The 25,024-nt window shown below is 47.7% G+C and carries 42 protein-coding genes; 40 read left to right on the forward strand and 2 right to left on the reverse strand.

All coding sequences use genetic code 11. The annotated features are described in order from the left end of the window. Nucleotides 1-2: 2 nt before the first annotated feature. From rplD to KB559_RS23280, 37 genes are all read left to right on the forward strand, one after another. Nucleotides 3-626: a 50S ribosomal protein L4 gene (gene rplD / locus KB559_RS23100; protein WP_211025567.1), complete on the forward strand. Its 624-nt coding sequence runs from the start codon at nt 3-5 to the stop codon at nt 624-626. Then, on the forward strand, nt 626-916 hold the full coding sequence (gene rplW, locus KB559_RS23105; RefSeq protein WP_211025569.1) for a 50S ribosomal protein L23: 291 nt from the start codon (nt 626-628) through the stop codon (nt 914-916). Before rplD ends, rplW begins: the two co-directional genes overlap by 1 nt. Nucleotides 917-943: 27 nt before the next feature. Then, nucleotides 944-1,774, forward strand: a complete 831-nt coding sequence (rplB, locus tag KB559_RS23110; protein WP_211025571.1) for a 50S ribosomal protein L2 — start codon at nt 944-946, stop codon at nt 1,772-1,774. Nucleotides 1,775-1,850: 76 nt separating this feature from the next. Then, a complete protein-coding gene (gene rpsS / locus KB559_RS23115; RefSeq protein WP_211025573.1) occupies nt 1,851-2,129 on the forward strand; it encodes a 30S ribosomal protein S19 in 279 nt (92 codons plus the stop codon). 35 nt (nt 2,130-2,164) lie between these two features. Beyond that, nucleotides 2,165-2,497, forward strand: a complete 333-nt coding sequence (gene rplV / locus KB559_RS23120; protein WP_211025575.1) for a 50S ribosomal protein L22 — start codon at nt 2,165-2,167, stop codon at nt 2,495-2,497. A gap of 13 nt (nt 2,498-2,510) precedes the next feature. Further along, complete coding sequence (gene rpsC / locus KB559_RS23125; protein WP_211025577.1) at nt 2,511-3,179, forward strand: 30S ribosomal protein S3; 669 nt, start codon at nt 2,511-2,513, stop codon at nt 3,177-3,179. A 2-nt stretch (nt 3,180-3,181) separates the two neighbouring features. Then, complete coding sequence (rplP, locus tag KB559_RS23130; RefSeq protein ID WP_059040326.1) at nt 3,182-3,616, forward strand: 50S ribosomal protein L16; 435 nt, start codon at nt 3,182-3,184, stop codon at nt 3,614-3,616. Further along, on the forward strand, nt 3,606-3,806 hold the full coding sequence (gene rpmC, locus KB559_RS23135) for a 50S ribosomal protein L29 (RefSeq protein WP_044482515.1): 201 nt from the start codon (nt 3,606-3,608) through the stop codon (nt 3,804-3,806). Before rplP ends, rpmC begins: the two co-directional genes overlap by 11 nt. Nucleotides 3,807-3,856: 50 nt before the next feature. Continuing rightward, nucleotides 3,857-4,120 carry a 30S ribosomal protein S17 gene (gene rpsQ, locus KB559_RS23140; protein ID WP_211025579.1) on the forward strand — a complete coding sequence of 88 codons (264 nt, stop codon included), beginning with the start codon at nt 3,857-3,859 and terminating at the stop codon, nt 4,118-4,120. A gap of 36 nt (nt 4,121-4,156) precedes the next feature. Then, nucleotides 4,157-4,525 (forward strand): 50S ribosomal protein L14, encoded by a 369-nt coding sequence (gene rplN, locus KB559_RS23145; protein ID WP_211025581.1) that lies wholly within the window; start codon nt 4,157-4,159, stop codon nt 4,523-4,525. A 39-nt stretch (nt 4,526-4,564) separates the two neighbouring features. Beyond that, nucleotides 4,565-4,918, forward strand: a complete 354-nt coding sequence (gene rplX, locus KB559_RS23150; protein ID WP_211025583.1) for a 50S ribosomal protein L24 — start codon at nt 4,565-4,567, stop codon at nt 4,916-4,918. A 33-nt stretch (nt 4,919-4,951) separates the two neighbouring features. Continuing rightward, nucleotides 4,952-5,491, forward strand: a complete 540-nt coding sequence (gene rplE / locus KB559_RS23155; RefSeq protein ID WP_211025585.1) for a 50S ribosomal protein L5 — start codon at nt 4,952-4,954, stop codon at nt 5,489-5,491. A gap of 49 nt (nt 5,492-5,540) precedes the next feature. Next, entirely contained in the window at nt 5,541-5,726 is a 186-nt protein-coding gene (locus tag KB559_RS23160) for a type Z 30S ribosomal protein S14 (protein WP_009226651.1), read from the forward strand. 31 nt (nt 5,727-5,757) lie between these two features. Beyond that, nucleotides 5,758-6,156: a 30S ribosomal protein S8 gene (gene rpsH / locus KB559_RS23165; protein ID WP_211025587.1), complete on the forward strand. Its 399-nt coding sequence runs from the start codon at nt 5,758-5,760 to the stop codon at nt 6,154-6,156. Nucleotides 6,157-6,186: 30 nt separating this feature from the next. Beyond that, complete coding sequence (rplF, locus tag KB559_RS23170; RefSeq protein WP_211025589.1) at nt 6,187-6,729, forward strand: 50S ribosomal protein L6; 543 nt, start codon at nt 6,187-6,189, stop codon at nt 6,727-6,729. A gap of 83 nt (nt 6,730-6,812) precedes the next feature. Further along, nucleotides 6,813-7,181 (forward strand): 50S ribosomal protein L18, encoded by a 369-nt coding sequence (gene rplR / locus KB559_RS23175; RefSeq protein ID WP_211025637.1) that lies wholly within the window; start codon nt 6,813-6,815, stop codon nt 7,179-7,181. A 25-nt stretch (nt 7,182-7,206) separates the two neighbouring features. Further along, complete coding sequence (gene rpsE / locus KB559_RS23180; protein WP_211025591.1) at nt 7,207-7,704, forward strand: 30S ribosomal protein S5; 498 nt, start codon at nt 7,207-7,209, stop codon at nt 7,702-7,704. A gap of 12 nt (nt 7,705-7,716) precedes the next feature. Next, nucleotides 7,717-7,902, forward strand: a complete 186-nt coding sequence (gene rpmD, locus KB559_RS23185; RefSeq protein ID WP_211025594.1) for a 50S ribosomal protein L30 — start codon at nt 7,717-7,719, stop codon at nt 7,900-7,902. Between the two features lie 108 nt (nt 7,903-8,010). After that, entirely contained in the window at nt 8,011-8,451 is a 441-nt protein-coding gene (gene rplO / locus KB559_RS23190) for a 50S ribosomal protein L15 (RefSeq protein ID WP_211025596.1), read from the forward strand. Then, nucleotides 8,451-9,752, forward strand: a complete 1,302-nt coding sequence (secY, locus tag KB559_RS23195) for a preprotein translocase subunit SecY (protein ID WP_211025598.1) — start codon at nt 8,451-8,453, stop codon at nt 9,750-9,752. Before rplO ends, secY begins: the two co-directional genes overlap by 1 nt. A gap of 95 nt (nt 9,753-9,847) precedes the next feature. Further along, entirely contained in the window at nt 9,848-10,492 is a 645-nt protein-coding gene (locus KB559_RS23200) for an adenylate kinase (protein ID WP_211025600.1), read from the forward strand. 4 nt (nt 10,493-10,496) lie between these two features. Further along, nucleotides 10,497-11,249 carry a type I methionyl aminopeptidase gene (map, locus tag KB559_RS23205; RefSeq protein ID WP_211025602.1) on the forward strand — a complete coding sequence of 251 codons (753 nt, stop codon included), beginning with the start codon at nt 10,497-10,499 and terminating at the stop codon, nt 11,247-11,249. A 3-nt stretch (nt 11,250-11,252) separates the two neighbouring features. Continuing rightward, complete coding sequence (locus KB559_RS23210; protein ID WP_211025604.1) at nt 11,253-11,567, forward strand: KOW domain-containing RNA-binding protein; 315 nt, start codon at nt 11,253-11,255, stop codon at nt 11,565-11,567. A gap of 2 nt (nt 11,568-11,569) precedes the next feature. Continuing rightward, nucleotides 11,570-11,785 carry a translation initiation factor IF-1 gene (infA, locus tag KB559_RS23215; RefSeq protein WP_006676514.1) on the forward strand — a complete coding sequence of 72 codons (216 nt, stop codon included), beginning with the start codon at nt 11,570-11,572 and terminating at the stop codon, nt 11,783-11,785. A gap of 152 nt (nt 11,786-11,937) precedes the next feature. Next, nucleotides 11,938-12,051, forward strand: coding sequence for a 50S ribosomal protein L36 (gene rpmJ, locus KB559_RS23220; protein ID WP_003333770.1), 114 nt, complete (start codon nt 11,938-11,940; stop codon nt 12,049-12,051). Nucleotides 12,052-12,071: 20 nt separating this feature from the next. After that, nucleotides 12,072-12,440, forward strand: a complete 369-nt coding sequence (rpsM, locus tag KB559_RS23225) for a 30S ribosomal protein S13 (RefSeq protein ID WP_211025606.1) — start codon at nt 12,072-12,074, stop codon at nt 12,438-12,440. A 19-nt stretch (nt 12,441-12,459) separates the two neighbouring features. Next, nucleotides 12,460-12,855, forward strand: a complete 396-nt coding sequence (gene rpsK, locus KB559_RS23230; protein ID WP_091234561.1) for a 30S ribosomal protein S11 — start codon at nt 12,460-12,462, stop codon at nt 12,853-12,855. 130 nt (nt 12,856-12,985) lie between these two features. Next, nucleotides 12,986-13,930, forward strand: a complete 945-nt coding sequence (locus KB559_RS23235; protein WP_211025608.1) for a DNA-directed RNA polymerase subunit alpha — start codon at nt 12,986-12,988, stop codon at nt 13,928-13,930. A 35-nt stretch (nt 13,931-13,965) separates the two neighbouring features. Next, nucleotides 13,966-14,331 carry a 50S ribosomal protein L17 gene (rplQ, locus tag KB559_RS23240; RefSeq protein WP_211025610.1) on the forward strand — a complete coding sequence of 122 codons (366 nt, stop codon included), beginning with the start codon at nt 13,966-13,968 and terminating at the stop codon, nt 14,329-14,331. A gap of 129 nt (nt 14,332-14,460) precedes the next feature. Continuing rightward, a complete protein-coding gene (truA, locus tag KB559_RS23245; RefSeq protein WP_211025639.1) occupies nt 14,461-15,270 on the forward strand; it encodes a tRNA pseudouridine(38-40) synthase TruA in 810 nt (269 codons plus the stop codon). 116 nt (nt 15,271-15,386) lie between these two features. Then, the gene (locus tag KB559_RS23250) at nt 15,387-15,716 is read left to right on the forward strand and encodes a TFIIB-type zinc ribbon-containing protein (RefSeq protein ID WP_211025612.1); all 330 of its coding nucleotides are present in this window, start codon (nt 15,387-15,389) and stop codon (nt 15,714-15,716) included. A gap of 247 nt (nt 15,717-15,963) precedes the next feature. Next, the gene (rplM, locus tag KB559_RS23255; protein ID WP_211025615.1) at nt 15,964-16,401 is read left to right on the forward strand and encodes a 50S ribosomal protein L13; all 438 of its coding nucleotides are present in this window, start codon (nt 15,964-15,966) and stop codon (nt 16,399-16,401) included. A gap of 20 nt (nt 16,402-16,421) precedes the next feature. Then, nucleotides 16,422-16,814, forward strand: coding sequence for a 30S ribosomal protein S9 (rpsI, locus tag KB559_RS23260; RefSeq protein ID WP_120463601.1), 393 nt, complete (start codon nt 16,422-16,424; stop codon nt 16,812-16,814). A 261-nt stretch (nt 16,815-17,075) separates the two neighbouring features. Then, complete coding sequence (locus KB559_RS23265; RefSeq protein WP_211025641.1) at nt 17,076-17,768, forward strand: phosphoadenylyl-sulfate reductase; 693 nt, start codon at nt 17,076-17,078, stop codon at nt 17,766-17,768. Between the two features lie 39 nt (nt 17,769-17,807). Then, nucleotides 17,808-18,977, forward strand: a complete 1,170-nt coding sequence (sat, locus tag KB559_RS23270; RefSeq protein WP_211025617.1) for a sulfate adenylyltransferase — start codon at nt 17,808-17,810, stop codon at nt 18,975-18,977. A gap of 138 nt (nt 18,978-19,115) precedes the next feature. After that, on the forward strand, nt 19,116-19,886 hold the full coding sequence (gene cwlD, locus KB559_RS23275; protein ID WP_211025619.1) for an N-acetylmuramoyl-L-alanine amidase CwlD: 771 nt from the start codon (nt 19,116-19,118) through the stop codon (nt 19,884-19,886). A gap of 60 nt (nt 19,887-19,946) precedes the next feature. Then, nucleotides 19,947-21,062 (forward strand): Mrp/NBP35 family ATP-binding protein, encoded by a 1,116-nt coding sequence (locus KB559_RS23280; protein WP_211025621.1) that lies wholly within the window; start codon nt 19,947-19,949, stop codon nt 21,060-21,062. Nucleotides 21,063-21,124: 62 nt separating this feature from the next. On the opposite strand, the gene gerD is transcribed toward KB559_RS23280, so the two are convergent. Continuing rightward, nucleotides 21,125-21,952 carry a spore germination lipoprotein GerD gene (gene gerD, locus KB559_RS23285; protein WP_211025623.1) on the reverse strand — a complete coding sequence of 276 codons (828 nt, stop codon included), beginning with the start codon at nt 21,950-21,952 and terminating at the stop codon, nt 21,125-21,127. 127 nt (nt 21,953-22,079) lie between these two features. Here gerD and KB559_RS23290 point away from each other — a divergent pair, with 127 nt between their 5' ends. Beyond that, a complete protein-coding gene (locus KB559_RS23290) occupies nt 22,080-22,673 on the forward strand; it encodes a KinB-signaling pathway activation protein (protein WP_211025625.1) in 594 nt (197 codons plus the stop codon). A gap of 52 nt (nt 22,674-22,725) precedes the next feature. Here KB559_RS23290 and pdaB read toward each other — a convergent pair whose 3' ends face one another. Further along, complete coding sequence (pdaB, locus tag KB559_RS23295; RefSeq protein ID WP_211025627.1) at nt 22,726-23,535, reverse strand: polysaccharide deacetylase family sporulation protein PdaB; 810 nt, start codon at nt 23,533-23,535, stop codon at nt 22,726-22,728. Nucleotides 23,536-23,661: 126 nt separating this feature from the next. Here pdaB and KB559_RS23300 point away from each other — a divergent pair, with 126 nt between their 5' ends. Both KB559_RS23300 and KB559_RS23305 read left to right on the forward strand, forming a co-directional pair. Further along, entirely contained in the window at nt 23,662-24,276 is a 615-nt protein-coding gene (locus tag KB559_RS23300; protein ID WP_211025629.1) for a stage II sporulation protein M, read from the forward strand. Nucleotides 24,277-24,476: 200 nt separating this feature from the next. After that, complete coding sequence (locus KB559_RS23305; RefSeq protein WP_211025631.1) at nt 24,477-24,686, forward strand: hypothetical protein; 210 nt, start codon at nt 24,477-24,479, stop codon at nt 24,684-24,686. Nucleotides 24,687-25,024: the final 338 nt, after the last annotated feature.

Below are 25,024 nucleotides of genomic sequence, written 5' to 3' on the forward strand. Positions count from 1 at the left end.
AAATGCCAAAAGTAGCACTTTTTAATGTCAGCGGTAGCCAAGTAGGCGAAGTTGAACTGAACGACGCGGTATTCGGCATCGAGCCAAATACACATGTTCTGCATGAAGCAGTCGTTATGCAACGCGCTTCCCTGCGTTTTGGTACCCATAAAGTAAAAGGACGCTCCGAAGTTCGCGGCGGCGGTCGTAAACCTTGGAAACAAAAAGGAACGGGCCGTGCTCGTCAAGGCTCCATTCGCTCCCCGCAATGGGTAGGCGGCGGTGTGGTATTCGGACCAACTCCGCGCAGCTATTCTTATAAATTGCCGAAGAAAGTACGTCGTTTGGCGATTAAATCGGCTTTGTCTTCGAAAGTGATCGATCAGGATATCATCGTTCTTGATGCATTGAGCCTGAGCGCACCTAAGACAAAAGAATTCGCAGCGATTTTGAACAACCTGAAAGTAGATCGTAAAGCTCTCGTTGTAGCTCCTTCTTATGACGACAACGTAGCGCTTTCCGCTCGCAACATTCCTGGTGTGAAATTCGTAGCGGCCGACGGCATTAATGTTCTTGACGTGCTGACGCACGACAAACTGATCATTACGAAGGAAGCAGTTCAGAAGGTAGAGGAGGTGCTCGCGTAATGAAAGATCCTCGTGATATTATCAAGCGCCCGGTGATTACGGAACGTACGGCTGATTACATGAACGAATTGAAATATGTATTCGAAGTGGATATCAAAGCCAACAAGACCGAAATCAAAAAAGCTGTGGAAGCGATCTTTGGTGTTAAAGTGAGCAATGTGAATACCCTGCGCGTTCCTGCTAAGCCAAAACGTTACGGACGTCACTTCGGATATACTCCGGAATGGAAGAAAGCGTTCGTTACTTTGGCGGAAGGCAGCAAACCGCTTGAGTTCTTTGAATCGGTATAAAATCGTTAAAGTAAGGAGGGAAATCTAGTGCCTATCAAAAAGTATAAACCGACATCTCCGGCAAGACGCGGCATGTCCGTGTCTACGTTCGAAGAAATCACTACGGATACACCGGAAAAATCGTTGTTGGCTCCGCTGAGCAAAACGGCTGGCCGCAACAACCAAGGTAAAATTACGGTTCGTCACCATGGCGGCGGACACAAACGTAAATACCGGATTATCGACTTCAAACGGAACAAAGACGGAATTCCAGGTAAAGTTGCTACAATCGAGTACGACCCGAACCGGACTTCCAACATCGCTTTGATCCACTATGCCGATGGTGAAAAACGCTACATTCTGGCTCCTAAAGGCCTGAAAGTGGGCGACATGATCGAATCCGGCGTTGGCTCCGACATCAAAATCGGTAACGCTATGCCGCTCGAAAACATTCCAGTAGGTACAGTTATCCACAACATTGAGCTGAAGCCTGGCAAAGGCGGACAACTCGTTCGCGCAGCTGGTACAGAAGCGCAATTGCTTGGTAAAGAAGAAAAATACGTAACGATCCGCCTGTCTTCCGGCGAAGTTCGTAAAGTTCTCAAGGTTTGCCGCGCTACTATCGGCGCTGTAGGCAACGGAGACCACGAACTCGTGAAGATTGGTAAAGCAGGCCGTAGCCGCTGGCTCGGACAACGTCCTGAAGTGCGCGGTGTCGTCATGAACCCTAACGATCACCCACACGGTGGTGGTGAAGGTCGCGCTCCGATCGGTCGTAAATCGCCATTGTCTCCTTGGGGTAAACCAACCCTTGGATACAAAACGCGTAAAAAGGACAAAGCGTCTGATAAATATATCGTTCGCCGCCGTACGAAGTAATCCGCACTCTGCGGATCACTTCGCGGTAGTGGATGAAAGATCGAAACAAGCAGCGTAACGAAGGGAGGATAAAGAAATGAGTCGCAGTCTTAAAAAAGGGCCATTTATCGATGGATACCTGCTCAAGAAAGTGGAAGAAGTGAACGGTTCTAACAAGAAAGTCGTGATCAAAACTTGGTCCCGTCGTTCTACAATCTTCCCGCAATTCATTGGCCACACGTTCGGCGTATATGACGGCCGCAAACATGTACCGGTATATGTAACCGAGGATATGGTAGGACATAAACTGGGCGAGTTTGCTCCAACCCGTACCTACAAAGGTCATACGGACGACGATAAGAAAACGAGACGTTAATCGATAAGTTCTTCGTTTGAGAGGAGGTAACACACATGGAAGCAAAAGCACATGCAAGGTCTATCCGCATTGCCCCGCGTAAAGTTCAACTCGTTGTTGACTTGATCCGCGGCAAGCAAGTTGGCGAAGCTATCGCGATTCTCCGCCATACTCCAAAGGCGGCTTCCCCGGTTGTGGAGAAGCTTTTGAACTCGGCGATTGCCAATGCTGAACATAACTATTCTCTGGATGTTAATAAATTGGTTATTTCGCAAGCTTACGTAAACCAAGGTCCGACTATGAAACGTTTCCGTCCTCGTGCAATGGGACGCGCAAGCCGGATCAACAAACGCACCAGCCACATCACATTGGTGGTATCCGAAAAATAAGGAGGGAAAACGTGTGGGCCAAAAGGTAAATCCGGTCGGATTACGAGTAGGGATTATCCGTGATTGGGAATCCAAATGGTACGCAGGCAAGGATTTCGGTGATCTTTTGCTTGAAGACGTTAAAATTCGTGAACACCTGAAAAATAAACTGAAAGACTCCGCAGTATCTCGCATTGAAATCGAGAGAGCGGCTAACCGCGTGAACGTTACGATTCATACTGCCAAACCAGGTATGGTAATTGGTAAAGGTGGTTCGGAGGTTGAAAACCTGCGCAATGAAATCACTAAAATCGCAGGCGGCAAAAAAGTTCACATCAACATTTCTGAAATCAAACACCCTGATCTTGACGCGATTCTTGTCGCTGAGAGCATCGCACAACAATTGGAACGTCGCGTTTCTTTCCGTCGTGCGCTCAAACAAGCGATCCAAAGAACTATGCGTTCGGGAGCGAAAGGGATTAAAACAGCAGTCAGCGGTCGTCTCGGCGGTGCTGAAATTGCTCGTTCGGAAGGCTACAGTGAAGGAACTGTTCCACTTCATACACTCCGCGCCGACATCGACTACGGTACGGCAGAAGCTCATACGACTTATGGACGTATCGGCGTAAAAGTATGGATCTATCGTGGAGAGGTTCTTCCTACGGCTAAGAAACAACAAGCTGTTCAGGAAGGAGGCAACTAATCATGTTGGTACCTAAACGTGTTAAACACCGCAAGCAACAACGCGGTAATATGAGAGGCCAAGCTAAAGGCGGTACTGAATTGAACTTCGGTGAATACGGCCTGCAAGCTCTTGAGCCAACTTGGATTACAAACCGTCAAATTGAAGCAGCGCGTATTGCAATGACGCGTTACATCAAACGGGGCGGTAAAGTATGGATCAAAATTTTCCCTGACAAACCGATTACTCAAAAGCCTCTTGAAGTCCGGATGGGTAGCGGTAAAGGTAACGTAGAAAAATGGGTCGCAGTTGTGAAACCTGGCAAAATCATGTTTGAGCTTGCCGGTGTATCGGAGGAAATCGCGCGTGAAGCTATGCGTCTTGCCGCCCACAAACTGCCGATCAAAACGAAGTTTGTGAAACGTGAAGAATTGGGTGGTGAAGCAAATGAAAGCTAATGAACTTCGCAACTTAACCACTGCTGAGATTGAACAAAAAGTGGCAGGATTTAAAGAAGAACTCTTTAACCTCCGTTTTCAATTGGCCACTGGCCAGCTTGACAACCCGACTCGGATTCGTGACGTGCGTAAGGAAATAGCTCGTGCTAAAACCGTATTACGTGAAAGAGAACTCGGGATCATTAGTTAATATTGCGCATTGTGAATGCGAAGCGCCTAAGTCCAGGAAGGAGGCTAACCATGGAAGAACGCAATAGCCGTAAAGTGCAAATCGGTAAAGTTGTCAGCGACAAAATGGATAAAACCATCGTTGTAGCTGTTGAAACCTACAAGAAGCATGACTTGTACCACAAGCGCATTAAATACACTAAGAAATTTAAAGCGCATGACGAGAACAACACTGCGAAAATCGGTGATACGGTTAAAATTTCCGAAACTCGTCCATTGTCTAAAGACAAACGCTGGAGACTCGTTGAAGTCGTTGAAAAAGCGATTATTATCTAATAGCAGGGAAGCTTAGACTGAAAGGAGGACATTACCATGATTCAACCATTTACACGTTTGCATGTTGCTGACAACTCCGGCGCGAAGGAATTGATGTGTATCCGCGTTTTGGGCGGTACTGGTCGTCGCACAGCGCAAATCGGTGATTTGATCGTTTGTTCTGTGAAACAAGCAACACCAGGCGGCGTTGTCAAAAAGGGTGATGTAGTCAGAGCGGTTGTCGTTCGTACGAAACGTTCGGTTCGTCGTAAAGACGGTTCTTACATCGCATTCGATGAGAACGCAGCGGTTGTAGTTAAGGATGACAAGAGCCCACGCGGTACTCGTATTTTCGGACCAGTCGCACGCGAACTTCGCGACAAGGACTTCATGAAAATCGTTTCCTTGGCTCCGGAAGTTATCTAATTGGAAAACCCCAACCCCGATATACAGGAGGTGTAAAGAATGCCTAGACTGAAAAAAGTTCTGGAATCCCATAACAATAAGCTGCATGTCAAAAAGGACGATACGGTCATCGTGATCTCCGGTAAAGACAAAGGCAAAAAAGGCCGCGTCATCGCCGCTTATCCTCGTGAAAACCGTGTGCTGGTAGAAGGCGTGAATATGGTGAAGAAACATCAAAAACCTAATCAGCTGAACCCACAAGGCGGCATCATCGAGAAGGAAGCTCCGATTCATGCATCGAACGTTATGCACGTTGATCCTAAGAGCGGAAAAGTAACTCGTATCGGTTACAAAGTATTGGACAACGGTAAAAAGGTTCGTGTAGCAAGAAAATCCGGTGAAGTAATCGACTAATCCAGGAATGTAAAGAAAGGAGGTACATGATTCATGGCAAGATTGAAAGAACGCTTTTTGAACGAAGTAACACCTGCTTTGATTCAAAAATTCAACTATACAACAGTAATGCAAGTGCCAAAAATCGAGAAGGTTGTCATCAACATGGGTGTAGGTGACGCAGTAGCTAACTCGAAGGTACTGGACTCCGCAGTAAGCGATATGCAGCTGATTGCAGGTCAAAAGCCGGTTATCACTCGCGCTAAGAAATCTATCGCAGGTTTCAAACTCCGTGAGAACATGCCGATCGGCGTGAAGGTTACTCTTCGCGGCGAGCGCATGTACCATTTCCTCGACAAACTGTTCAACGTAACGCTTCCGCGTGTCCGTGACTTCCACGGCGTATCGACGAAAGCATTCGACGGACGCGGTAACTATACACTCGGCCTCAAGGAACAATTGATCTTCCCTGAAATCGAGTATGACCAAGTAGATAAAGTGCGCGGTATGGATATCGTTATCGTAACTACGGCAAAATCCGATGAAGAGTCCCGCGAATTGCTGGCCGGTCTCGGAATGCCATTTGCGAAGTAAGAACGATTCGTTTCTTTTCTCCGAAACTATTTAGGAGGTGTCAGGCTAAGTGGCAAAAACTTCGATGAAAGTTAAACAACAACGCACACCGAAATTCAAAGTACGGGCATACACCCGTTGTGAGCGTTGCGGTCGTCCACACTCGGTATTGCAGAAGTACAAAATTTGCAGAATTTGCTTCCGTGAATTAGCTTATAAAGGCCAGATTCCTGGCGTGAAAAAAGCAAGCTGGTAATCCATCAACAACGGGAAGGAGGTTTACACGTATGACTATGTCAGATCCAATTGCAGATATGCTTACTCGTATTCGTAACGCGAACACTGTTCGCCACGAAACAGTAGAACTGCCTGCGTCCACGATCAAAAAACAAATCGCTGAGATCTTGAAGCGTGAAGGTTTTATCCGTGATGCAGAATATATCGATGATAATAAACAAGGGATCATCCGTATTTTCTTGAAATACGGCCCTAACAACGAGCGCGTTATCTCGGGGTTGAAAAGAATCAGTAAGCCAGGCCTTCGCGTTTACACGAAGAGCAACGAAGTTCCTCGTGTCCTCGGCGGTTTGGGTATCGCGATTATCTCCACTTCTAAGGGAGTTATGACCGATAAAGAAGCTCGTCAGGCGAAAGCCGGCGGCGAAGTTGTCTGCTACGTTTGGTAATTAACGTCACAAAACAAGGAGGTGCAGCAAATGTCTCGTATTGGTCGCAAACCAATTACAGTACCAAGTGGTGTGGATGTCACACTTGATCATAGCGTCATTACAGTGAAAGGGCCGAAAGGCACTTTGACTCGTGAGCTTCACAAGGATATGAAGGTAACCGTTCAAGACAATGAAATCGTGGTTGAACGTCCTTCCGACAATAAATTGCATCGCTCCCTGCATGGCACTACACGCAGTGTAGTAAGCAACATGGTGAGCGGGGTTACCGAAGGATTCACAAAAACCCTCGAACTGGTTGGCGTTGGATACCGCGCAAGCAAATCCGGCGAGAAACTCGTTCTGAACGTGGGCTACTCCCACCCGGTTGAAATCACTCCGGAACCAGGTATCGCATTCGAAGTTCCTTCGAATACGAAAATCATCGTAAGCGGGATTAACAAAGAACGCGTAGGCGAATATGCTGCGAATATTCGTGCTGTTCGCGAGCCTGAGCCTTACAAAGGTAAAGGGATTAAGTACGAAGGCGAACGCATTATTCGTAAGGAAGGTAAAGCCGGTAAGAAGAAATAAACTTCTTCTTAGCGGGCTAATCCTCCTGGCGTCTTGAATTGAACGGCTTGTGAAGGTAAACCGAAGGGAGTGAAATGGAAGTCATGATTACAAAAGGCGATAAAAATAAAGCCCGTCTGAAAAGACATTTGCGTGTGCGGAAAAAAATCCAAGGAACGGCTGAACGTCCAAGACTTAACGTATACCGTTCTTCCAAACATATCTATGCTCAACTGATTGACGATGTAGCTGGCGTAACGATCGCATCTGCTTCGACCATCGATAAAGAATTGAGCAGCGAAATCAGCAACGGCGGTAACGTGGAATCTGCACGTAAAGTCGGTGAACTTGTTGCAAAACGCGCCCAAGAAAAAGGCGTAAAAGGCATTGTATTCGACCGTGGTGGATATCTGTACCATGGACGTATTCAAGCGCTGGCTGATGCAGCGCGCGAAGCAGGCCTTGAATTCTAAAATATTTTAAAAGGAGGTTAACGACTTGCGTGTAGATCCGAACACTTTAGAACTGACTGAAAGAGTTGTAAACATTAACCGCGTAGCTAAAGTAGTTAAAGGCGGACGCCGTTTTAGTTTCAGCGCACTCGTGGTTGTCGGCGACGGCAAAGGCTGGGTTGGCGCCGGTATCGGCAAAGCAGGCGAAGTTCCAGATGCGATTCGCAAAGGAATTGAAGATGCTAAGAAAAATCTTGTGCATGTTCCACTCGTAGGAACGTCGATCCCTCACCAAGTAGTTGGTCATTTCGGTGCTGGCCGTGTGCTTTTGAAACCAGCATCCGAAGGTACCGGGGTTATCGCTGGCGGTCCTGTTCGTGCCGTACTTGAACTTGCAGGCGTTGGCGACATTTTGACAAAATCTTTAGGTTCTTCGAATTCCATCAACATGGTCAATGCGACTTTAGAGGGCTTGTCCCGCCTGAAGCGTGCTGAGGATGTTGCGAAATTACGCGGTAAATCCGTCGAAGAACTTCTCGGTTAAGGAGGGAATCTCATGGCTAAACTGCAAATTACCCTCGTGCGTAGTTTGATCGGTCGTCCGGAGAACCAACGTACTACCGTAAAAACTTTGGGACTTCGCAAAATTAACCAATCCGTGGTTCACAACGATAGCCCTGCCATTCGTGGTATGGTTAATCAAGTAAGCCACTTGGTTGCGGTTCAAGAAATCGCCGAATAATCCTAGCACTAGCTGCGAATCGTCGCATTGAGCCCGCCTAGATAATCCGAGAACCGGATTATCGGCACGCTCAAATGCCAAACAATAAATAAGGAGGTGCAACGAACGATGAAGTTACATGAGCTCTCCCCAGCTCCTGGATCCCGCCAAGAACGCAAACGCGTAGGTCGCGGTACAGGTAGCGGTATGGGTAAAACATCTACGCGTGGTCACAAAGGTCAAAACGCTCGTTCCGGCGGTGGTGTACGTCCGGGCTTCGAAGGCGGACAAAACCCGTTGTATCGTCGCTTGCCAAAACGCGGATTTAACAATCCTACGCGGAAAGAGTACGCGATTGTGAACATCGAAGAACTGAACAGCTTTGAAGCGGGTACGGAAGTAACTCCTGAACTGTTGTTTGAACAAGGAATCGTGAAGAACGCAAAAAGCGGAATCAAGGTTCTTGGCAACGGTGAAGTTACTGTCAAACTGACAGTTAAAGCGAATAAGTTCTCTCAATCTGCGGTAGAGAAAATCGAGGCTGCCGGCGGTAAAACCGAGGTGATCTAATGTTTAAAACCATTAAGAACATTTGGCATGTTCAAGACCTGCGCAACCGTATTCTCTTCACACTGTTTATCTTCCTTATCTATCGGATCGGTTCGTTTGTTCCGGTTCCGGGTGTAGATACTTCGGTGTTTGAATCAATGGATAGTAATGCGGCGAATAATCTGTTCGGGCTTTTGAACACCTTCTCGGGCGGCGCACTCAAGAACTTCTCGATCTTTGCGCTCGGGATTATGCCGTACATTACGGCCTCCATTATTGTTCAGTTGCTCTCCATGGACGTCATTCCGAAATTCGCGGAATGGGCGAAACAAGGCGAGCACGGTAAGAAGAAGATGGCTCAGGTTACCCGTTATGGTACGGTGATTTTGGCGATAATCCAGGCATTCGCTACGTCGGTCGGTTTTAACCGGATGTACAATGTCGAGATGGTGCCAAATGCAAGCTTTGCGGACTATCTGGTGATTGCGATTGTCTTGACAGCAGGTACGTCCTTCTTGATGTGGCTGGGCGAACAGATCACGGAAAAAGGAATCGGTAACGGAATTTCACTGATTATCTTTGCCGGGATCGTTGCGGGGATTCCTTCGCAGATCCAAACGATTTCCAAATCCGAGTTCATCGTGGAAGGTCAAGCCTTCATGAACGTGGTGAAGTCGATTGCAATCGTGCTTGTATGTGTTTTGATCGTTATTGGTGTTATCTACATTCAACAAGCGATCCGGAAGATTCCGGTACAATACGCTAAACGGGTTGTAGGTAACAAAATGTACGGTGGCCAGAATACACATATTCCGCTCAAAATTAACGCAGCGGGTGTAATTCCGGTAATCTTTGCGGTTTCCTTGCTTCAGTTCCCTGCTGTGCTCGCCAGCTTTTGGTCGACGCATGCTTGGGCACAATGGATTACTAAGAACCTGGCAACCAGCGCCCCGCTCGGCATGGTGCTTTATGTCGTCATGATCATCGGTTTCACATTCTTCTATACTTTCGTACAGATGAACCCGCAGCAGATGGCTGACAACATGAAGAAGAACGGCGGATACATTCCGGGGATCCGTCCAGGAAAAACGACAGCGACTTATCTCACTCGGGTTTTGACCCGTTTGACGATGACGGGTGCTATCTTCCTTGCGTTGATCTCGATCCTTCCAATGGGCCTTGGTGCATTGGCCGGACTGCCACAAAGCGTTCAAATCGGGGGTACTTCGATCCTGATCGTAATCGGTGTTGCACTGGATACGATGAAGACAATCGAAAGCCAATTGATCAAACGCCACTATAAAGGCTTTATCAATAAGTAAGCGATAGGTTCCAGGTACGAGCTCGATTCTGAACTCACCTGGCGCCTATTGTTCTGTTTCTTATAGTTGATTCATTCTTGGAGGGAGTGATAGACATGAACATTCTATTCATGGGACCTCCTGGAGCAGGAAAAGGAACACAAGCAGAGGTCATCGTAAACGAATTCGGCATTCCTCACATCTCCACCGGTGATGCGTTCCGTCTTGCAATCAAACAGGGTACTCCTGTTGGGATCAAGGCGAAGGAATACATGGATCAAGGCCTTCTGGTGCCTGATGATGTAACGGTCGGTATCGTCCGCGAACGTCTGCAGCAGTCCGATTGCGAAAAAGGTTTCTTATTGGACGGTTTTCCAAGAACCCTTTCGCAAGCGGAAGCGCTGGAGGATCTGCTAAGCGGATTAGATAAAAAACTGGATCATGTCATCAACCTGAAAGTGGACCGGAACAAGTTGCTGGCGCGTCTTACGGGACGCCGCATTTGTAAGTCTTGCGGATCCACTTATCATGTGATCTTTAATCCTCCTGTTCAGGAAGGTGTTTGTGATAAGTGCGGCGGCGAGCTGTACCAGCGCTCCGACGATAACGAAGAGAGCGTAGGAACACGGCTGGACGAATATATCAACAAAACGGCACCTCTCCTCACGTTCTATGAAGATAAGGGCCTGCTGCGTCAAGTAGATGGAGAACAGGAAATCGGAACGGTTTCGTCAGAGATCGTATCCATACTGCGAGGTTAGCTTAATGATCATTTGTAAATCCGAAAGTGAACTGGGCTTCATGAGAGAAGCGGGGCGAATCGTAGCGGAAACGCATAGGCTCATAGCTCAATCGATTGAGCCTGGAATTACGACGGGGGAACTCGATCAAATCGCCGACAAATTCATTCGCAGTCAAAACGCTGTGCCGTCTTTCAAAGGTTATAACGGTTTTCCTTACAGCATTTGCGCTTCGGTCAACGAAGAATTGGTACATGGATTTCCCGGCAAACGCAAATTGAACGAAGGCGACATCATCACCCTTGACATTGGCGCCGAATATCGCGGTTACCACGGCGATTCGGCTTGGACTTATCCGGTCGGGACTATATCCGATGAAGCCAAACGGCTTCTGGAAGTTACCGAAGGATCTCTCTATGCAGGCCTTGCACTTGTCAAACCTGATGTACGCTTGTACACCATTTCGCATGCGATCCAGCAGTTTATCGAAGATGCGGGATTCTCGGTGGTTCGGGAATATGTCGGTCACGGCATAGGAACAGAGCTTCATGAAGAACCGCAAATTCCGAATTACGGCACACCGGATCGTGGGCCGCGGTTGAAACCCGGCATGGTGCTGGCGATCGAACCGATGGTCAACGCCGGTACGCGGTATGTGAGAACGTTGGAAGATGATTGGACAGTCGTTACCGTTGACGGTTCCTTGTGCGCTCATTTTGAGCATACTGTGGCAGTTACGGCTGACGGACTGGAAATTCTCACGAAGCTGGATGCGTAGGTGATGAAGGTGAAACACCATCCAGAGCCTCAAGTTGGCCAAATCGTGAAAACACTGAGGGGTAGAGACGCAGGTACCGTTTATGTGATCATCGGGATTGTGGATGAAAGATTCGTACTTATTGCGGATGGGGACAAACGAAAGTTTGACCAGCCTAAACGGAAAAATTTACAGCATCTCGAGCTTCAGCCGATGATCAGCAGCGAAGTAGTTCATAGTTTGCAAGAAAGCGGTCGGGTAACGAACGGGAAATTGCGCTATGCAGTGAACGTATATATGGAATCCGCCAACTCAAACGCCGAAGAGAAAGGAGAATGACAGTGGCCAAGGAAGATGTTATTGAAGTTGAAGGTACGGTAATCGAACCGTTGCCTAATGCTACTTTTAGAGTAGAGCTTGAGAACGGTCATCAAATTCTCGCGCATGTTTCCGGGAAATTGCGGATGCACTTTATCCGGATCCTGACGGGAGACAAAGTGGTTGTTCAATTGTCACCTTATGACCTTAGTAAAGGTCGTATTACGTACCGCAAATAGATTCCAATACCATTTGGAACAGTTTTATGTTATGATATTCAGGTTGAGTAATTTAAGCACTTTGGGAAGTTCGTTTTACATCCGTAAAACTTAGTTCATATTCATCCTACGAAGAGAGTTTTGCTTCGCAAAACTTTAGGGAGGTAATCAACATGAAGGTAAGACCTTCTGTGAAGCCAATTTGCGAAAAATGCAAAGTCATTCGTCGCAAAGGCAATGTCATGGTGATTTGCGAAAATCCGAAACACAAACAAAAACAAGGTTAAAGAAGGGGGTGTAGCGTAAAATGGCACGTATAGCTGGTGTGGATTTGCCACGTGATAAACGCGTTGAGATCGCCTTAACTTACATTTTCGGAATCGGTAAAACGACTTCTCAGAAAATCCTGTCTGAAACAGGCATCAGTGCGAACACTCGTGTTCGTGACTTGACGGAAGATGAGGTTAGCAAACTACGCGAAACGATCGACAAGACGGTCAAGGTTGAAGGTGACCTTCGTCGTGAAATTTCCTTAAATATTAAGCGTCTGATTGAAATCGGCTGCTACCGCGGTGTTCGTCATCGTCGTGGATTGCCGGTTCGTGGACAACGTACTAAAACGAATGCCCGTACTCGTAAGGGTCCTCGTCGTACTGTAGCGAACAAGAAGAAATAAGAAGGGGGGATAACAGACAATGGCTAAACCAAAAAAAGTCGTACGTACTAAACGTCGTGACCGCAAAAATATTGAAACTGGTGTGGCACATATCCGCTCCACCTTCAACAATACGATCGTTACAATTACGGATCCGCACGGCAACGCAATTTCCTGGGCAAGCTCCGGCGGCCTTGGATTCAAAGGTTCCCGTAAATCCACTCCGTTCGCCGCTCAAATGGCAGCGGAATCGGCTGCAAAAGCAGCTATGGAACATGGCATGAAGAGCGTCGAAGTTATGGTTAAAGGTCCTGGAGCCGGTCGTGAAGCCGCTATCCGCTCCTTGCAAGCTGCAGGCCTCGAAGTTAACATGATTAAAGACGTAACTCCGATTCCTCATAACGGTTGCCGTCCTCCGAAACGCCGTCGTGTATAATGAAGCCGCCTCTAGTGTGGTATAACAACAGCATATGTTGGTAACAATGGTTGTTTAGGCATACTACATGATAGACTTCAGAAAACATGACAGTTTCTAAGGAACGACGTTTTGAAGGAGGGGTAATTTCGTGATAGAAATCGAAAAGCCGAAAATCGAGACCGTAGACGTTAACGATGAAGGCACCTATGGGAAATTTGTAGTAGAACCACTTGAGCGTGGATATGGCACAACACTGGGCAACTCGCTTCGCCGGATTTTGCTCTCTTCTCTGCCGGGTGCTGCGGTAACCTCGGTCCAAATCGATGGTGTTCTGCATGAATTCGCGACTATTCCGGGCGTAATGGAAGACGTCACGGAAATCATCCTGAATCTGAAGGCACTTTCGCTCAAAATCCACTCCGATGAAGAGAAAATTCTCGAAATCGATGCGGAAGGCGAAGGGGTCATCACTGCAGGTGATATCCGTGCCGACAGCGACGTAGAAATTCTGAATCCGGATTTGCATATTGCAACGCTTGAACCGGGTTCGAGACTCCACATGCGCATCTATGCCGGCCGCGGTCGCGGTTATGTTCAGGCAGATAAGAACAAACGTGATGATCAACCAATTGGTGTCATTCCCGTTGACTCGATCTATACCCCGATTGCTCGCGTCAATTACGTTGTAGAGAATACACGTGTTGGCCAAGTGACCAATTATGACAAGCTCACGCTTGAAGTATGGACCGATGGCAGCATTAGACCTGAAGAAGCGGTTAGTCTCGGTGCTAAGATTTTGACTGAGCATCTCTTCCTGTTCGTGGGTCTCACGGACGAAGCGAAGGACGCGGAAATCATGGTCGAAAAGGAAGAAGACAAAAAAGAGAAAGTGCTTGAAATGACGATTGAAGAGCTCGATCTCTCCGTCCGTTCCTATAACTGCCTCAAACGTGCCGGTATCAACACGGTACAAGAGCTCACTACCAAAACTGAAGAAGATATGATGAAAGTCCGGAACCTCGGACGCAAATCTTTGGAAGAAGTGCAAGAGAAGCTCGAAGAGCTTGGTTTGGGCCTACGTACGGAAGAATAGACTGTTTAATCGTTCTAGCGAAGGAGGGAAAACTCATGGCATACCAAAAGTTGGGCCGCGATTCCAGTGCGCGTAAAGCTTTGTTCCGCGATCTGGTAACGGACCTGTTCTTATACGAACGCATCCAAACGACTGAGGCTAAGGCGAAAGAAGTTCGTTCTATCGCCGAGAAGCTGATCACCAAAGCTAAGCGTGGAGATCTGCATGCCCGTCGTCAAGTTGCTGCTTATGTTCGCCGCGAATCGATCGATGGTGAAACTGACGCAATCCAAAAGCTGTTCTCGGAGCTGGCTACTCGCTATTCCGAGCGTCCAGGCGGATACACTCGTATCATGAAACTGGGACCGCGCCGCGGTGACTCTGCCCCTATGGTTTACTTGGAACTGGTAGACCGGGCTTAATTTTCGGGGAAGCTCCCCAACCACAGTGAAACTCTCTGACGGCTCGCCGCATTAGGCTTGGCTTAGGAGAGTTTTTCTTTTGGGTTTGATGGAGTGAAACTTTTATTAGGCTGGAAGGAGGGCTGCATGTTGCGCAATTTACTGATGACCCTCAGTTATGATGGGACCCGATATTTTGGATTTCAGACGCAGCCTGATGGGAACACGGTACAAGATCAGCTCGAAGCCGCTATCCGTCAGTTAACGGGGGAAGAAGTGAAAATCCATGGATCAGGACGGACGGATGCCGGAGTCCATGCCCGTGGGCAAACCTTTCACTTTCAAACGTCTTCGCAAATTCCGGTAGAAAGATGGCGTCACGCTTTGAACGGACGTCTTCCTTACGATATTCGGATCACCGATGCAGTGGAGGTGCCTCTAGAGTTTCACTCCAGACGCTCTGCCAAACGCAAAACGTATCGGTATTCAATTAACGGAAACAGGGTCTTTGATGTGTTCGAGCAGCCGTATCAACTGCATCATCCCGGTTACCTCGATGTTATGGCGATGAGGGAGGGCTTGGCTTATTTAATTGGAACCCATGATTATACGTCATTCGCTTCCCGACATTCGACCAAGCAAAGTCATGTAAGAACGATTTATGAAGCCAGGATCGAGGTAGACCCCGGTAAAGAGGGGGCCGGATCTCATGAGCAGGGGATTATCCATATCTATATTACCGGCAATGGCTTTCTGCAGCATATGGTGAGAATCATAGTGGGGACGCTGCTGCAGGTAGGAGAAGGGAAACGTCTTCCTGAGGAGATGGGCCGCATTCTGGAGGCTAAAAACCGGGCTGCTGCCGGCCCGACGGCCGAAAGTAAAGGCTTAATGCTGTGGAAAGTGGAGTATAATGAGCTTCGGGATTTTCCTGCAGTATCGGATAACACATTATCATAGGGAAGATATGTCTTTTTAACGAAACCGCCATTGTTTTCATACGTAACAAAACAGAAGTGCAAAAATTATTAGAGGAATTAAACTCTATAAACGAACCTTAGGAGGGCGAATACCCAATGAAGTGTCCAGTTTGCAATGATGTTCGTATGAGAGAAGTCGAGAAAGACGGTGTTTTGATCGATGTGTGTCCGGATTGCAAGGGTGTCTGGTTAGATCGTGGAGAACTGGAGAAGCTGATGAGCGAGATCCGGGAGATCCGGCCTGCGTTCAATGAATGGTATGATCGCCATGACGATGGACATGCATATGAACAAAGAGAGAAAGATTATCGTAACCCGGATCCGAGAATTCAGCAGCAAGGCTACAAGCAGGGATATCCGCAGGGTCATTATAAGCATAGGAAGAAGAAATCCGTCCTGGATGTATTCGGAGATCTTTTCGATTAAAACTTCGTATTGCTTATGAAAAAATACTTGCACATGTAACCCCGATCCTGTAAAATAAAAGTTGTGTTTTCTTAACGGCTATCCCACAGCCCCCAGTTGAGAAGACCATCTAACAAAGCTTTATAACATTAAACAAGCAAATAAAACGATGACAGATAAATGGCGGGAAGCGGTCACGGAACCCGAAGGCCAGATCGTTTTACGCTTCTAAGAACCATTTCGAACGAGAATGAAGGAGGATCTTTTCATGCGTACCACCTATATGGCGAAGCCAAGTGAAGTTGAGCGCAACTGGCATATCATTGATGCCGAAGGCAAAACGCTGGGCCGTTTGGCAAGCGAAGCCGCTGCTCTGATCCGCGGCAAACACAAACCACAATTCACTCCACACGTTGACGGCGGCGACTTCGTTGTTGTTATCAACGCTGAGAAAATTGCTTTGACTGGTAAGAAGATGGAAAACAAGAAATACTATCGTCACTCCCTGCATCCAGGCGGTCTGAAAGTGACAGTTGCTAAGGATCTCTTGAGAACTAAACCAGAACGTGTAATCGAATCTGCTGTACACGGCATGCTGCCTAAAACTCGTCAAGGCGAGAAAATGAAGCTGAGACTGAAAGTCTATGCCGGCACAGAGCATCCACATGCAGCACAAAAACCTGAAGTTTACGAACTTCGCGGATAATTAAAAGGGAGGACAGTTTCATGGCACAAGTACAATACTATGGGACAGGTCGTCGTAAACATTCGGTAGCTCGTGTTCGCCTTGTACCGGGTGAAGGACGCATTGTCATCAATAAACGCGATATCAATGAATATTTCGGTTTGGAAACCCTCAAACTGATCGTTAAACAACCTCTGAATTTGACTGAGACGCTGGGCAGCTACGATGTAATCGTAATCGCTCATGGCGGCGGTATCTCCGGTCAAGCTGGCGCAATCCGTCACGGTATTTCCCGTGCATTGCTTAAAGCAGACCCTGAATTCCGTCCTGCGCTCAAAAAAGCAGGCTTCCTGACTCGTGACCCACGGATGAAAGAACGTAAAAAATACGGTCTTAAAGCCGCTCGTCGCGCGCCACAGTTCTCGAAACGTTAATATTTCTTGTTCAACAAGGAATTACAGCCCTTGGCCTTTATCGGCCAAGGGCTTTTTCGTTTTTTGTCCAACTCGCTCCATCGATAAACAAGCTGAATTCACGCTCAGACCTAACTTTCTTCCGGGAAATTGGGTCTTTTTTATTGACTTATCAGGAGAATGCCCTATACTTTAAACTATAATTCAAATCTGTTTAGTCGGTATTATATTGATGTCATGTTGAATCGTTTATTTTCTTTACAAGCGGAGGGGCGAATGATGATGAATTTGCTGGAGAAAGAAAAACTGATTACGACGAAAGCGGAGGAGCTGGAATCGGCAACACCCCAAGAAATTATTAAATGGGCGGTCGAAACATTTCCAAACATTACTTTTGCCTGCAGCTTTGGTGCGGAAGATGTAGTGCTGGTTGATATGCTGCAGAAGATAAGTCCATCTACGGATGTTTTTTACCTCGACACGGACTTTCACTTTAAAGAAACCTACGAGACTAGAGATGCCATGGCATCCAAGTATGGTTTGGAGTTTGTACGGGTATCTCCTGTGATTACACCTGAGGAACAGGCATTACGGCATGGGGAAGAACTGTGGAAGACCGATCCCAATGCCTGCTGCAACATCCGTAAAGTGGAGCCTTTGACCCGGATTTTATCTCAATATGAGGCATGGATTACAGGGATCCGACGGGATCAGGCACCGACACGTGCCAATGCGAAGAAGATCGAGTATGACGGAAAATTCGGTTTGGTGAAATTCAATCCGCTGGCAAGCTGGACTAACGAGGATGTTTGGAATTATATCCGTGAGAATGATGTCATCTATAATCCTTTGCATGATCGTAATTACCCGAGTATCGGCTGCGAATATTGCACCCGTCAGGTAATGCCGGGCGAAGACCCTCGTGCAGGACGTTGGGCAGGTTCTGAAAAAACGGAATGTGGACTTCATAAATAAAATATAATGAATGCTTTGCATAAATGAGGAGAGATGAAAATGACGGCGATTTTACCGCATGGCGGAAGCCTGGTAAACCGGCTGGCGGCTGGCGAAGAACGGGAACGCTTGCTGACACAGGCTAAGGAACTGCAATCCATTTCAATTAACACATGGACCATTTCGGATCTCGATTTGATCGGCGTCGGGGCATTTTCGCCGCTTACCGGTTTTTTGAACGAGGAAGACTATCGCTCGGTCGTGCATAATATTCGACTGGCTGATGGCACGGTATGGAGTATTCCAATTACGTTGTCCGTTAGTGAGGAAGAATCCGAGCGCTTGGTAATTGGGGAGAAGGTTGCGCTTGTAGGAGAGCAGGACGGGATCATTTACGGCCTTTTGAATGTAGGCAGCATTTATAAGGTGGACCAAAAGGAAGAGGCCCTGAATGTATTTAAAACGGATGATTTAGAGCATCCGGGGGTAAAGAAGCTTTATAGCCGTTCGCCTATTTATGTCGGGGGCGAGGTCACGGTGCTGAACCGTCCTAAGCCTGAACGTTTTGGCGAGTTTTATTATGATCCGGCAGAGACCCGCCGCATCTTTGCTGAGAAAGGCTGGAACCGTGTCGTCGGTTTTCAAACGCGTAATCCGGTTCACCGCGCCCATGAATATATTCAGAAGAGCGCACTGGAAATCGTGGACGGGTTGTTCCTCAATCCTCTCGTGGGGGAGACCAAATCGGATGATGTTCCGGCTGACGTAAGAATGAAGAGTTATCTCGTCCTTCTGGAAAATTATTATCCGCAAGATCGTACCTTCCTTGGCGTATTCCCTGCTGCAATGCGTTATGCAGGACCGAGAGAAGCGATTTTCCATGCGATGGTACGTAAAAATTATGGCTGCACGCACTTTATTGTCGGGCGCGACCACGCCGGCGTAGGTGATTATTATGGTACCTATGAAGCGCAAGAGATTTTCTTGAACTTTACTGCGGAAGAACTGGGGATTTCGCCTTTGTTCTTTGAGCATAGCTTTTTCTGCACGAAGTGCGGAAATATGGCATCCAGTAAGACATGCCCTCACCCGAAGGAAGATCATATGACTCTGTCCGGGACAAAGGTAAGAGGATTGCTCCGCGAGGGTATTTGCCCGCCGCCTGAATTTACGCGTCCTGAAGTAGCCAGAGTCTTAATCGAAGGCATGAGCCATCAAGTAGTTATCTAAATACAAGAGCAGCTGAATTCAAGATTTGATGTCGATTACGCTTCTTGTGTTACATCGTGATCAAAAGTTGACGGTCATATTTGTCCACCTCGTCCCATATGATGATTAATGTCATTACGGGACGGAGGTGGCTTTTTTATGGGCTCCAGAGATAAGGTTACGGTATGGATCTCTCTCAGCCATATTAAAAAGACGGTGGTCGGCATCGCGTTATTAGGGATGCTTGCAGGTCTGGCGATTTATGAGATTCCGACGGCAAAGGTTTGGAATTATTGGAGCCTGCCGCTTGCCGGACAAACGATTGTGCTGGATGCCGGACATGGCGGTCCGGACGGAGGGGCCGTGAGCAAACAAGGGATTATCGAGAAGGATATCAACCTGGCAGTCGCGCTCTATTTACGCGATTATTTACAGCAGGCCGGAGCTATTGTCGTCATGACCCGGGAGGAAGATCGGGATTTGGCCGGGGCCGATACTAAGGGATATAAGAAGAGGAAGACGGAGGACTTGAAACAGCGCGTCCGGTTCATTGAAGAGCAGCAGGCCAAGCTGTTTGTGAGTATCCATATGAACAGTGTTCCTTCTCCTCGCTGGCGGGGTGCGCAAACTTTTTATTACCTGAATAACGGGAACAGCGCTAATCTGGCGGATCTGATTCAACAGGAACTGAAGCGAAATCTGGAGAATACGGATCGGGTAGCCAAACAATCAGACAAGCCGGTTTACGTGCTGGAGGCACTGAAGATTCCGGCAGCGCTTGTGGAGGTGGGGTTCTTATCTCACCCTGAAGAATCCGGGTTGCTTGGCGATGATCGTTATCAGCGCAAAGTGGCTGCATCCATTTATCAAGGTATTCTGAGGTATAGCTCTGGAGAAGGAAGTGGAAAGACAGCAGATATCGACAAGTAGTGATATAATAATTGTCATATTGGATATATTCACGATATCACTAAAGTCGAGGTGCTGTCATTGATAACGAAGGAGCAACTTGAGGCGGTTTTACGGCCGGTGGCTGAGCCGGCATTACAACGGAGTCTGATTGAGCTGCAGTGGATCCGGGACATCATGATCAAAGAGGACCGGGTGTCTCTTACCGTCGTATGTCTGGAGAAGGATGGAGACCAGCAGCAAAAGACAGCCGAAGAAATACGGTTTCGCTTGGCGGAAGCGGGTATAGAGGATGTACATCTCCGTTTTCGGGAAGCTTCGGAACACGAGCGGGATCTAGCAGGTTATCCGGCAAACTCCCCGGTTTCCGAACCGGAAGAGGGGGGCGCGTCGTTTAAGGGACGCGGAGCCGGTTTGGAGCACCTTCCAATATTGGATCCTCAAGCCGGCGTGAATTTTATAGCGATCGCGAGCGGCAAAGGGGGCGTCGGTAAATCGACCGTGACCGTCAATCTTGCGGTAGCCCTGGCCAGACTTGGTAAGCGGGTAGGTTTGATTGATGCTGACATTTATGGCTTTAGCGTACCGGATATGATGGGAATTGAAACCGCTCCATCGATAGAAGAGGGCTCGATCATTCCGGTGGAACGGTTCGGGGTCAAAGTGATGTCCATGGGATTCTTTATCCAGGATAACAATCCCGTCATTTGGCGCGGTCCGATGCTCGGAAAAATGCTCCGTCAATTTTTCAACGATGTGACTTGGGGCGAGCTGGACTACATGTTGCTTGATTTGCCGCCGGGTACAGGGGACATCGCACTCGACGTGCATCAGATGATCCCACAAAGCCGGGAAATCATAGTAACTACGCCTCATGCTACCGCGGCTTTCGTCGCTGCGCGTGCTGGTGCTATGGCAATAAAGACCGAGCATGAAGTGCTTGGGGTAGTTGAGAATATGGCTTATTACGAATGTACTTCCTGCGGACAGAAGGATTACATCTTTGGACGCGGCGGCGGAGGAAGACTGGCGGAGACACTGCATACCGGACTTTTGGCTCAAATCCCGGTTAGTGCGCCGGACAACCATCCTTCGGAACCGGACTTCTCACCGTCCGTTTATAAGGCTGACACGCCTGTAGGACAGATGTACAAAGATGTTGCGTTACAAATCATAGAACGATGTACAAAAGACTGACCCCAGGGGTCAGTCTTTCTTGATGTAGGTCGATTTAAGATCATTTATCCGAAGGGAACGGTCTAAGAAGAACCTCCTCCTCCGCTGCCTTGGCCTCCTCCTCCACCTTCCTGGTTCCCGCCCTCCTGGCCACCTTCTCCTTCGCCGGCTTTAGGGGACTTCTCCACTTTAGGTTGAAGCTGCTCCTGAACCACGGTTTTGAGAAGTTCCATGACTTCCATCTTGAACAACGGGCTTTGCATAGCCTCCTGCATGACAGTCATGGATTGTTTCCGGAAATCGGATGTTTTGGTGAGGTCGAGGAACATCTTCATGACTTCAGGTGATTTCATGATTTCGCTGACCGACTTTTGATAAGTCGGATCTTTTATAAGCTCCATATGCATCTGCTTGCTCTGTGAATTCACTGCTTTGGCAAAATCCCCGGCAAATTGCGGGTCGGTCATGATTTTTTCCAGTTCTTTTTTATACTCGGGTGCTGTGATGGTTTCCTTGACTGCCATACGGATTTGTTCCGACGATTGACCGGGAAGAATCATTTTGATGCCGAAGCCTCCGCCCCCGCTTCCTCCTCCAGAACCGCCGGATCCACCCGATTCGCCGGATCCACCGGACCCGCTTTCACTTTCCGAATCGGAGCCGGAGTCGGAGCTTGACCCGGACCCGGAACTGCTGCCTCCCTGGCCACCGCCGCTGCTTCCGCTTAATGCTTCATATATGGCCTTCTTGCCGTCATCGGTCTTCAAGATGTCGATAACCATCGATTTCGTGTCTTTATAGCCGCCTCCACCTTGAGAAGAGGAAGCGCTTTGTTCAGAACCGCAGGCCGCCAGCGGAAGAGTAAATAAACATAAAATGCATACAAACCATCGATAACCCAGCCGTTTCATGGTTCCTTCCTCCTTGTGCTTGTCGCTGTGCTTAGTATGCGGCCGTAAAAAAAGATTTATCCAACCGAAAACAATGGTTTTTTAGCGGGATCGTTGGTAAAATGTTTCGATAGTGGGGGTGACGCGGTTGAATTTAAAAAACTGGCTGTTTTTATTTTGGACAACCTTGGTAGTTGGAGCCATCGGGTCCCTGGTCGTCGGCTTGCTATTGCAGTGGACGAACACGATGGAACTGAATGGAACCGCCGATTTACTGGTGAATGTCGGCATTTTGCTCGGCGTCGGCATCATGGTCAGCGTATATTCCCAAATGGGATTCTTCGCTTATATGATGATCAATTACATGGGAACAGGCGTCTTTTCGCGTACGACTTGGCAGTATATTCAGCTCATTCTTGCCGCCCTGGCTTTATTGGAGCTATTATTCTTCCGTACTTTTGTAGGGCGGGAAGGAAAAGGAACATCCGACTTGGTGCTTGGCATCTTGCTGCTACTGATCGCCTGTGTCGTAGCTTACTTTAAGTCTAAAATGACCAACCGGTCGGCCTGGATCCCGACTCTGTTTTTTATGATCGCAGTGACGATCGTTGAAACCGTCGGGGTACTAAAGATTGGCGTCGATCAGGCTACCGCCTGGATCGTCGCTCCGTTAATCGCGTGCAACGCTTACCAGATTTTAATCCTGCACCGAGTATTGAAACCAAGAACGCAAACCGCATGACAAAAAAGCCCGGTAACCGCACCGGGCTTTTTATTTTCCCTCTATTCCTGAATTACATTCCGGCTGCCGTATCCATCTGCTCTTGGAGCCAGGCTTGATCACGAACTTGGCTTCCTTGAAGTCCGGCTTCCTGCAGCAAATCCGATACCGACACAAACTCATATCCTTTTTTTCGCAGCTCGTCGATGATTACTGGAAGTGCTTCGTGGGTTTGTTTTGCGGAATCGCTGGCGTGCAGCAGCACGATGTCTCCAGGGTGTGCTTTTCCGACCACGCGTTTTACGATCGTTTCGGTTCCTTTATTCATCCAGTCTTGGGAGTCGGTATCCCATTGAATTACTTTGTAACCGAGGTTGTCGGCGATTTTTAACACCCGCTTGTCGAAGTCCCCGTTAGGCAGCCGGAGCAGGTTTGGTGCTTTTCCGGTAAGATCGGTTAAAATAGTATGGGCCGAAGTCAGTTGCTTAGAAATTTCTTCTTCGCTCAATTCGCTGTAGTTGGTATGCTTGTGTCCATGACTGCCGATTTCATAACCTTGTTGTTGAATGGCCTTCACAAGTTCGGGGTGGCTTTTGCTCCAAGGGGAGGAGAGGAAGAAGGTAGCTTTCTGCACTCCTTTGTCCTTCAGTACATTTAGAATCGGCTCCGCGCGTTTATCTCCCCAACTGACGTCGAAGGTTAAGGCGATGACCTTTTTCTCTGTGGACACACTATAAATAGCTGTCGGGCTGCTCTCTTCGGAAAAGACGGTAACATGGCCTTGTTCCACATAAATCACACCTGCTGCAAATAAAGCTGCGGCGAAAACAAAGAAAAACCTTTTGATTTTCTTCCCGTTCAGGACATAGAAGAAATTGTTCATGCGATGGTTGCCCCTCTCGTCTGAGATTGAAATGTGACCCGCTTGTACTAATGTATGCTCGTACCTTTTTGCTTTATGACCCCGGTGGGATAAGAATCGGAATAGAAATTGGGAGGCTTTATGGATATGTTGTCATTACGTCGATTCATCAAGGATTTAGTCAGCTACAAAAAAATGATCTTCTTATCGCTTGCATTATTTACGGTGGGGATTGTGCTGGGGGCGGCGGGATCGGAAGCTATTGTAAGGCTGGTAGCCCCTCAATTGGAAGGTCTTCGAGAATATAGCCGCGAGCTGTCGCAATCGTCGGTGCCGGAGCTTAGCTTTTTCAAATTTATATTTATAAACAATGCGGTTAAGAGCGTCGCGATTATATTGCTCGGTGCGTTTCTTGGAGTGCTTCCGGCCTTTTTCCTGCTGATGAACGGGATGGTGCTGGGATTAATAGTAGCTTTAGCGGCGGAACAAGGGGAGAACCTGTTTGATCTGATTGTGCTGGGCTTGCTGCCGCATGGGATCATCGAGATCCCTGCAATCCTGATTGCTTCGGCCTATGGACTTCAGTTTGGATATCTCACGCTGAAAGGAATTGGTGAGTTAGGAGCAAGAGATAGGGAGGACCGGACTGTGGACTGGAGAGGCTTCTTCGGTGCGGCGGGGCGCGGGGCTTTTTGGATTGTAATATTTTTGCTAGTTGCCGCAGTTATTGAAAGTACAGTTACTTATCATTTAGTTCGTTAAGACTTGGTTGTCATAATTTTCCCGGAAAGTGAGCATAACATTAAAGCGGTCCAAAAGAACGAGTTTATGCAGGCAGGTAAAAGGTTAAACAATACCCAGGATATGTAAAGATCGTATACAGATCTAATAGCCCCTGATTACGTCCTAACCCAAGTCCTTGTAAACATCGTATTTAAAATGAAAAAGGAGCTGTTGATGTTATGCTGGGAATGTTATTTAACGAAAAGGAATGCAAAGAGCTCGATTATGTTCTTCGCAAGGAGCTGGATGAGATGCTGCTTGATTTGAGCGATCAGCGACTCGATCAGGATATTCGGCGTGCCATCGCCAACCGTTATAAAACCGTGTTCCGGATGTACGCCCGGTTTGCGCCTTCCAAAGAACTATCTAAATATGCCCGAAGAGGGTAGTTCCCTTTGGACGGGCATTAGGATATAATTGGATTTGACTTAACGGTTTTGAATGTGGTAAATTATCAAACGTTCCGCTTTTTGAGGAACAACGGAGAGAATTGCGGAGTAAACATTTGAAATAATAAATTTCAAAAAAACTCTTGCAAAGAACTTGCTCTCTATGGTATATTATAAAAGTCGCCGCTGGAACGCAGCGACGGACGAAAGTGAAGTTGATCTTTGAAAACTGAACAACGAGTGAGTATTAAATAGAGAATTAATTTTCTCGTCAGTTTCAAAATGAGCAAGTCAAACACTTTATTGGAGAGTTTGATCCTGGCTCAGGACGAACGCTG

The sequence above is a fragment of the Paenibacillus sp. Marseille-P2973 genome, from assembly GCF_018101095.1.
Lineage (GTDB): Bacteria > Bacillota > Bacilli > Paenibacillales > Paenibacillaceae > Fontibacillus > Fontibacillus vini.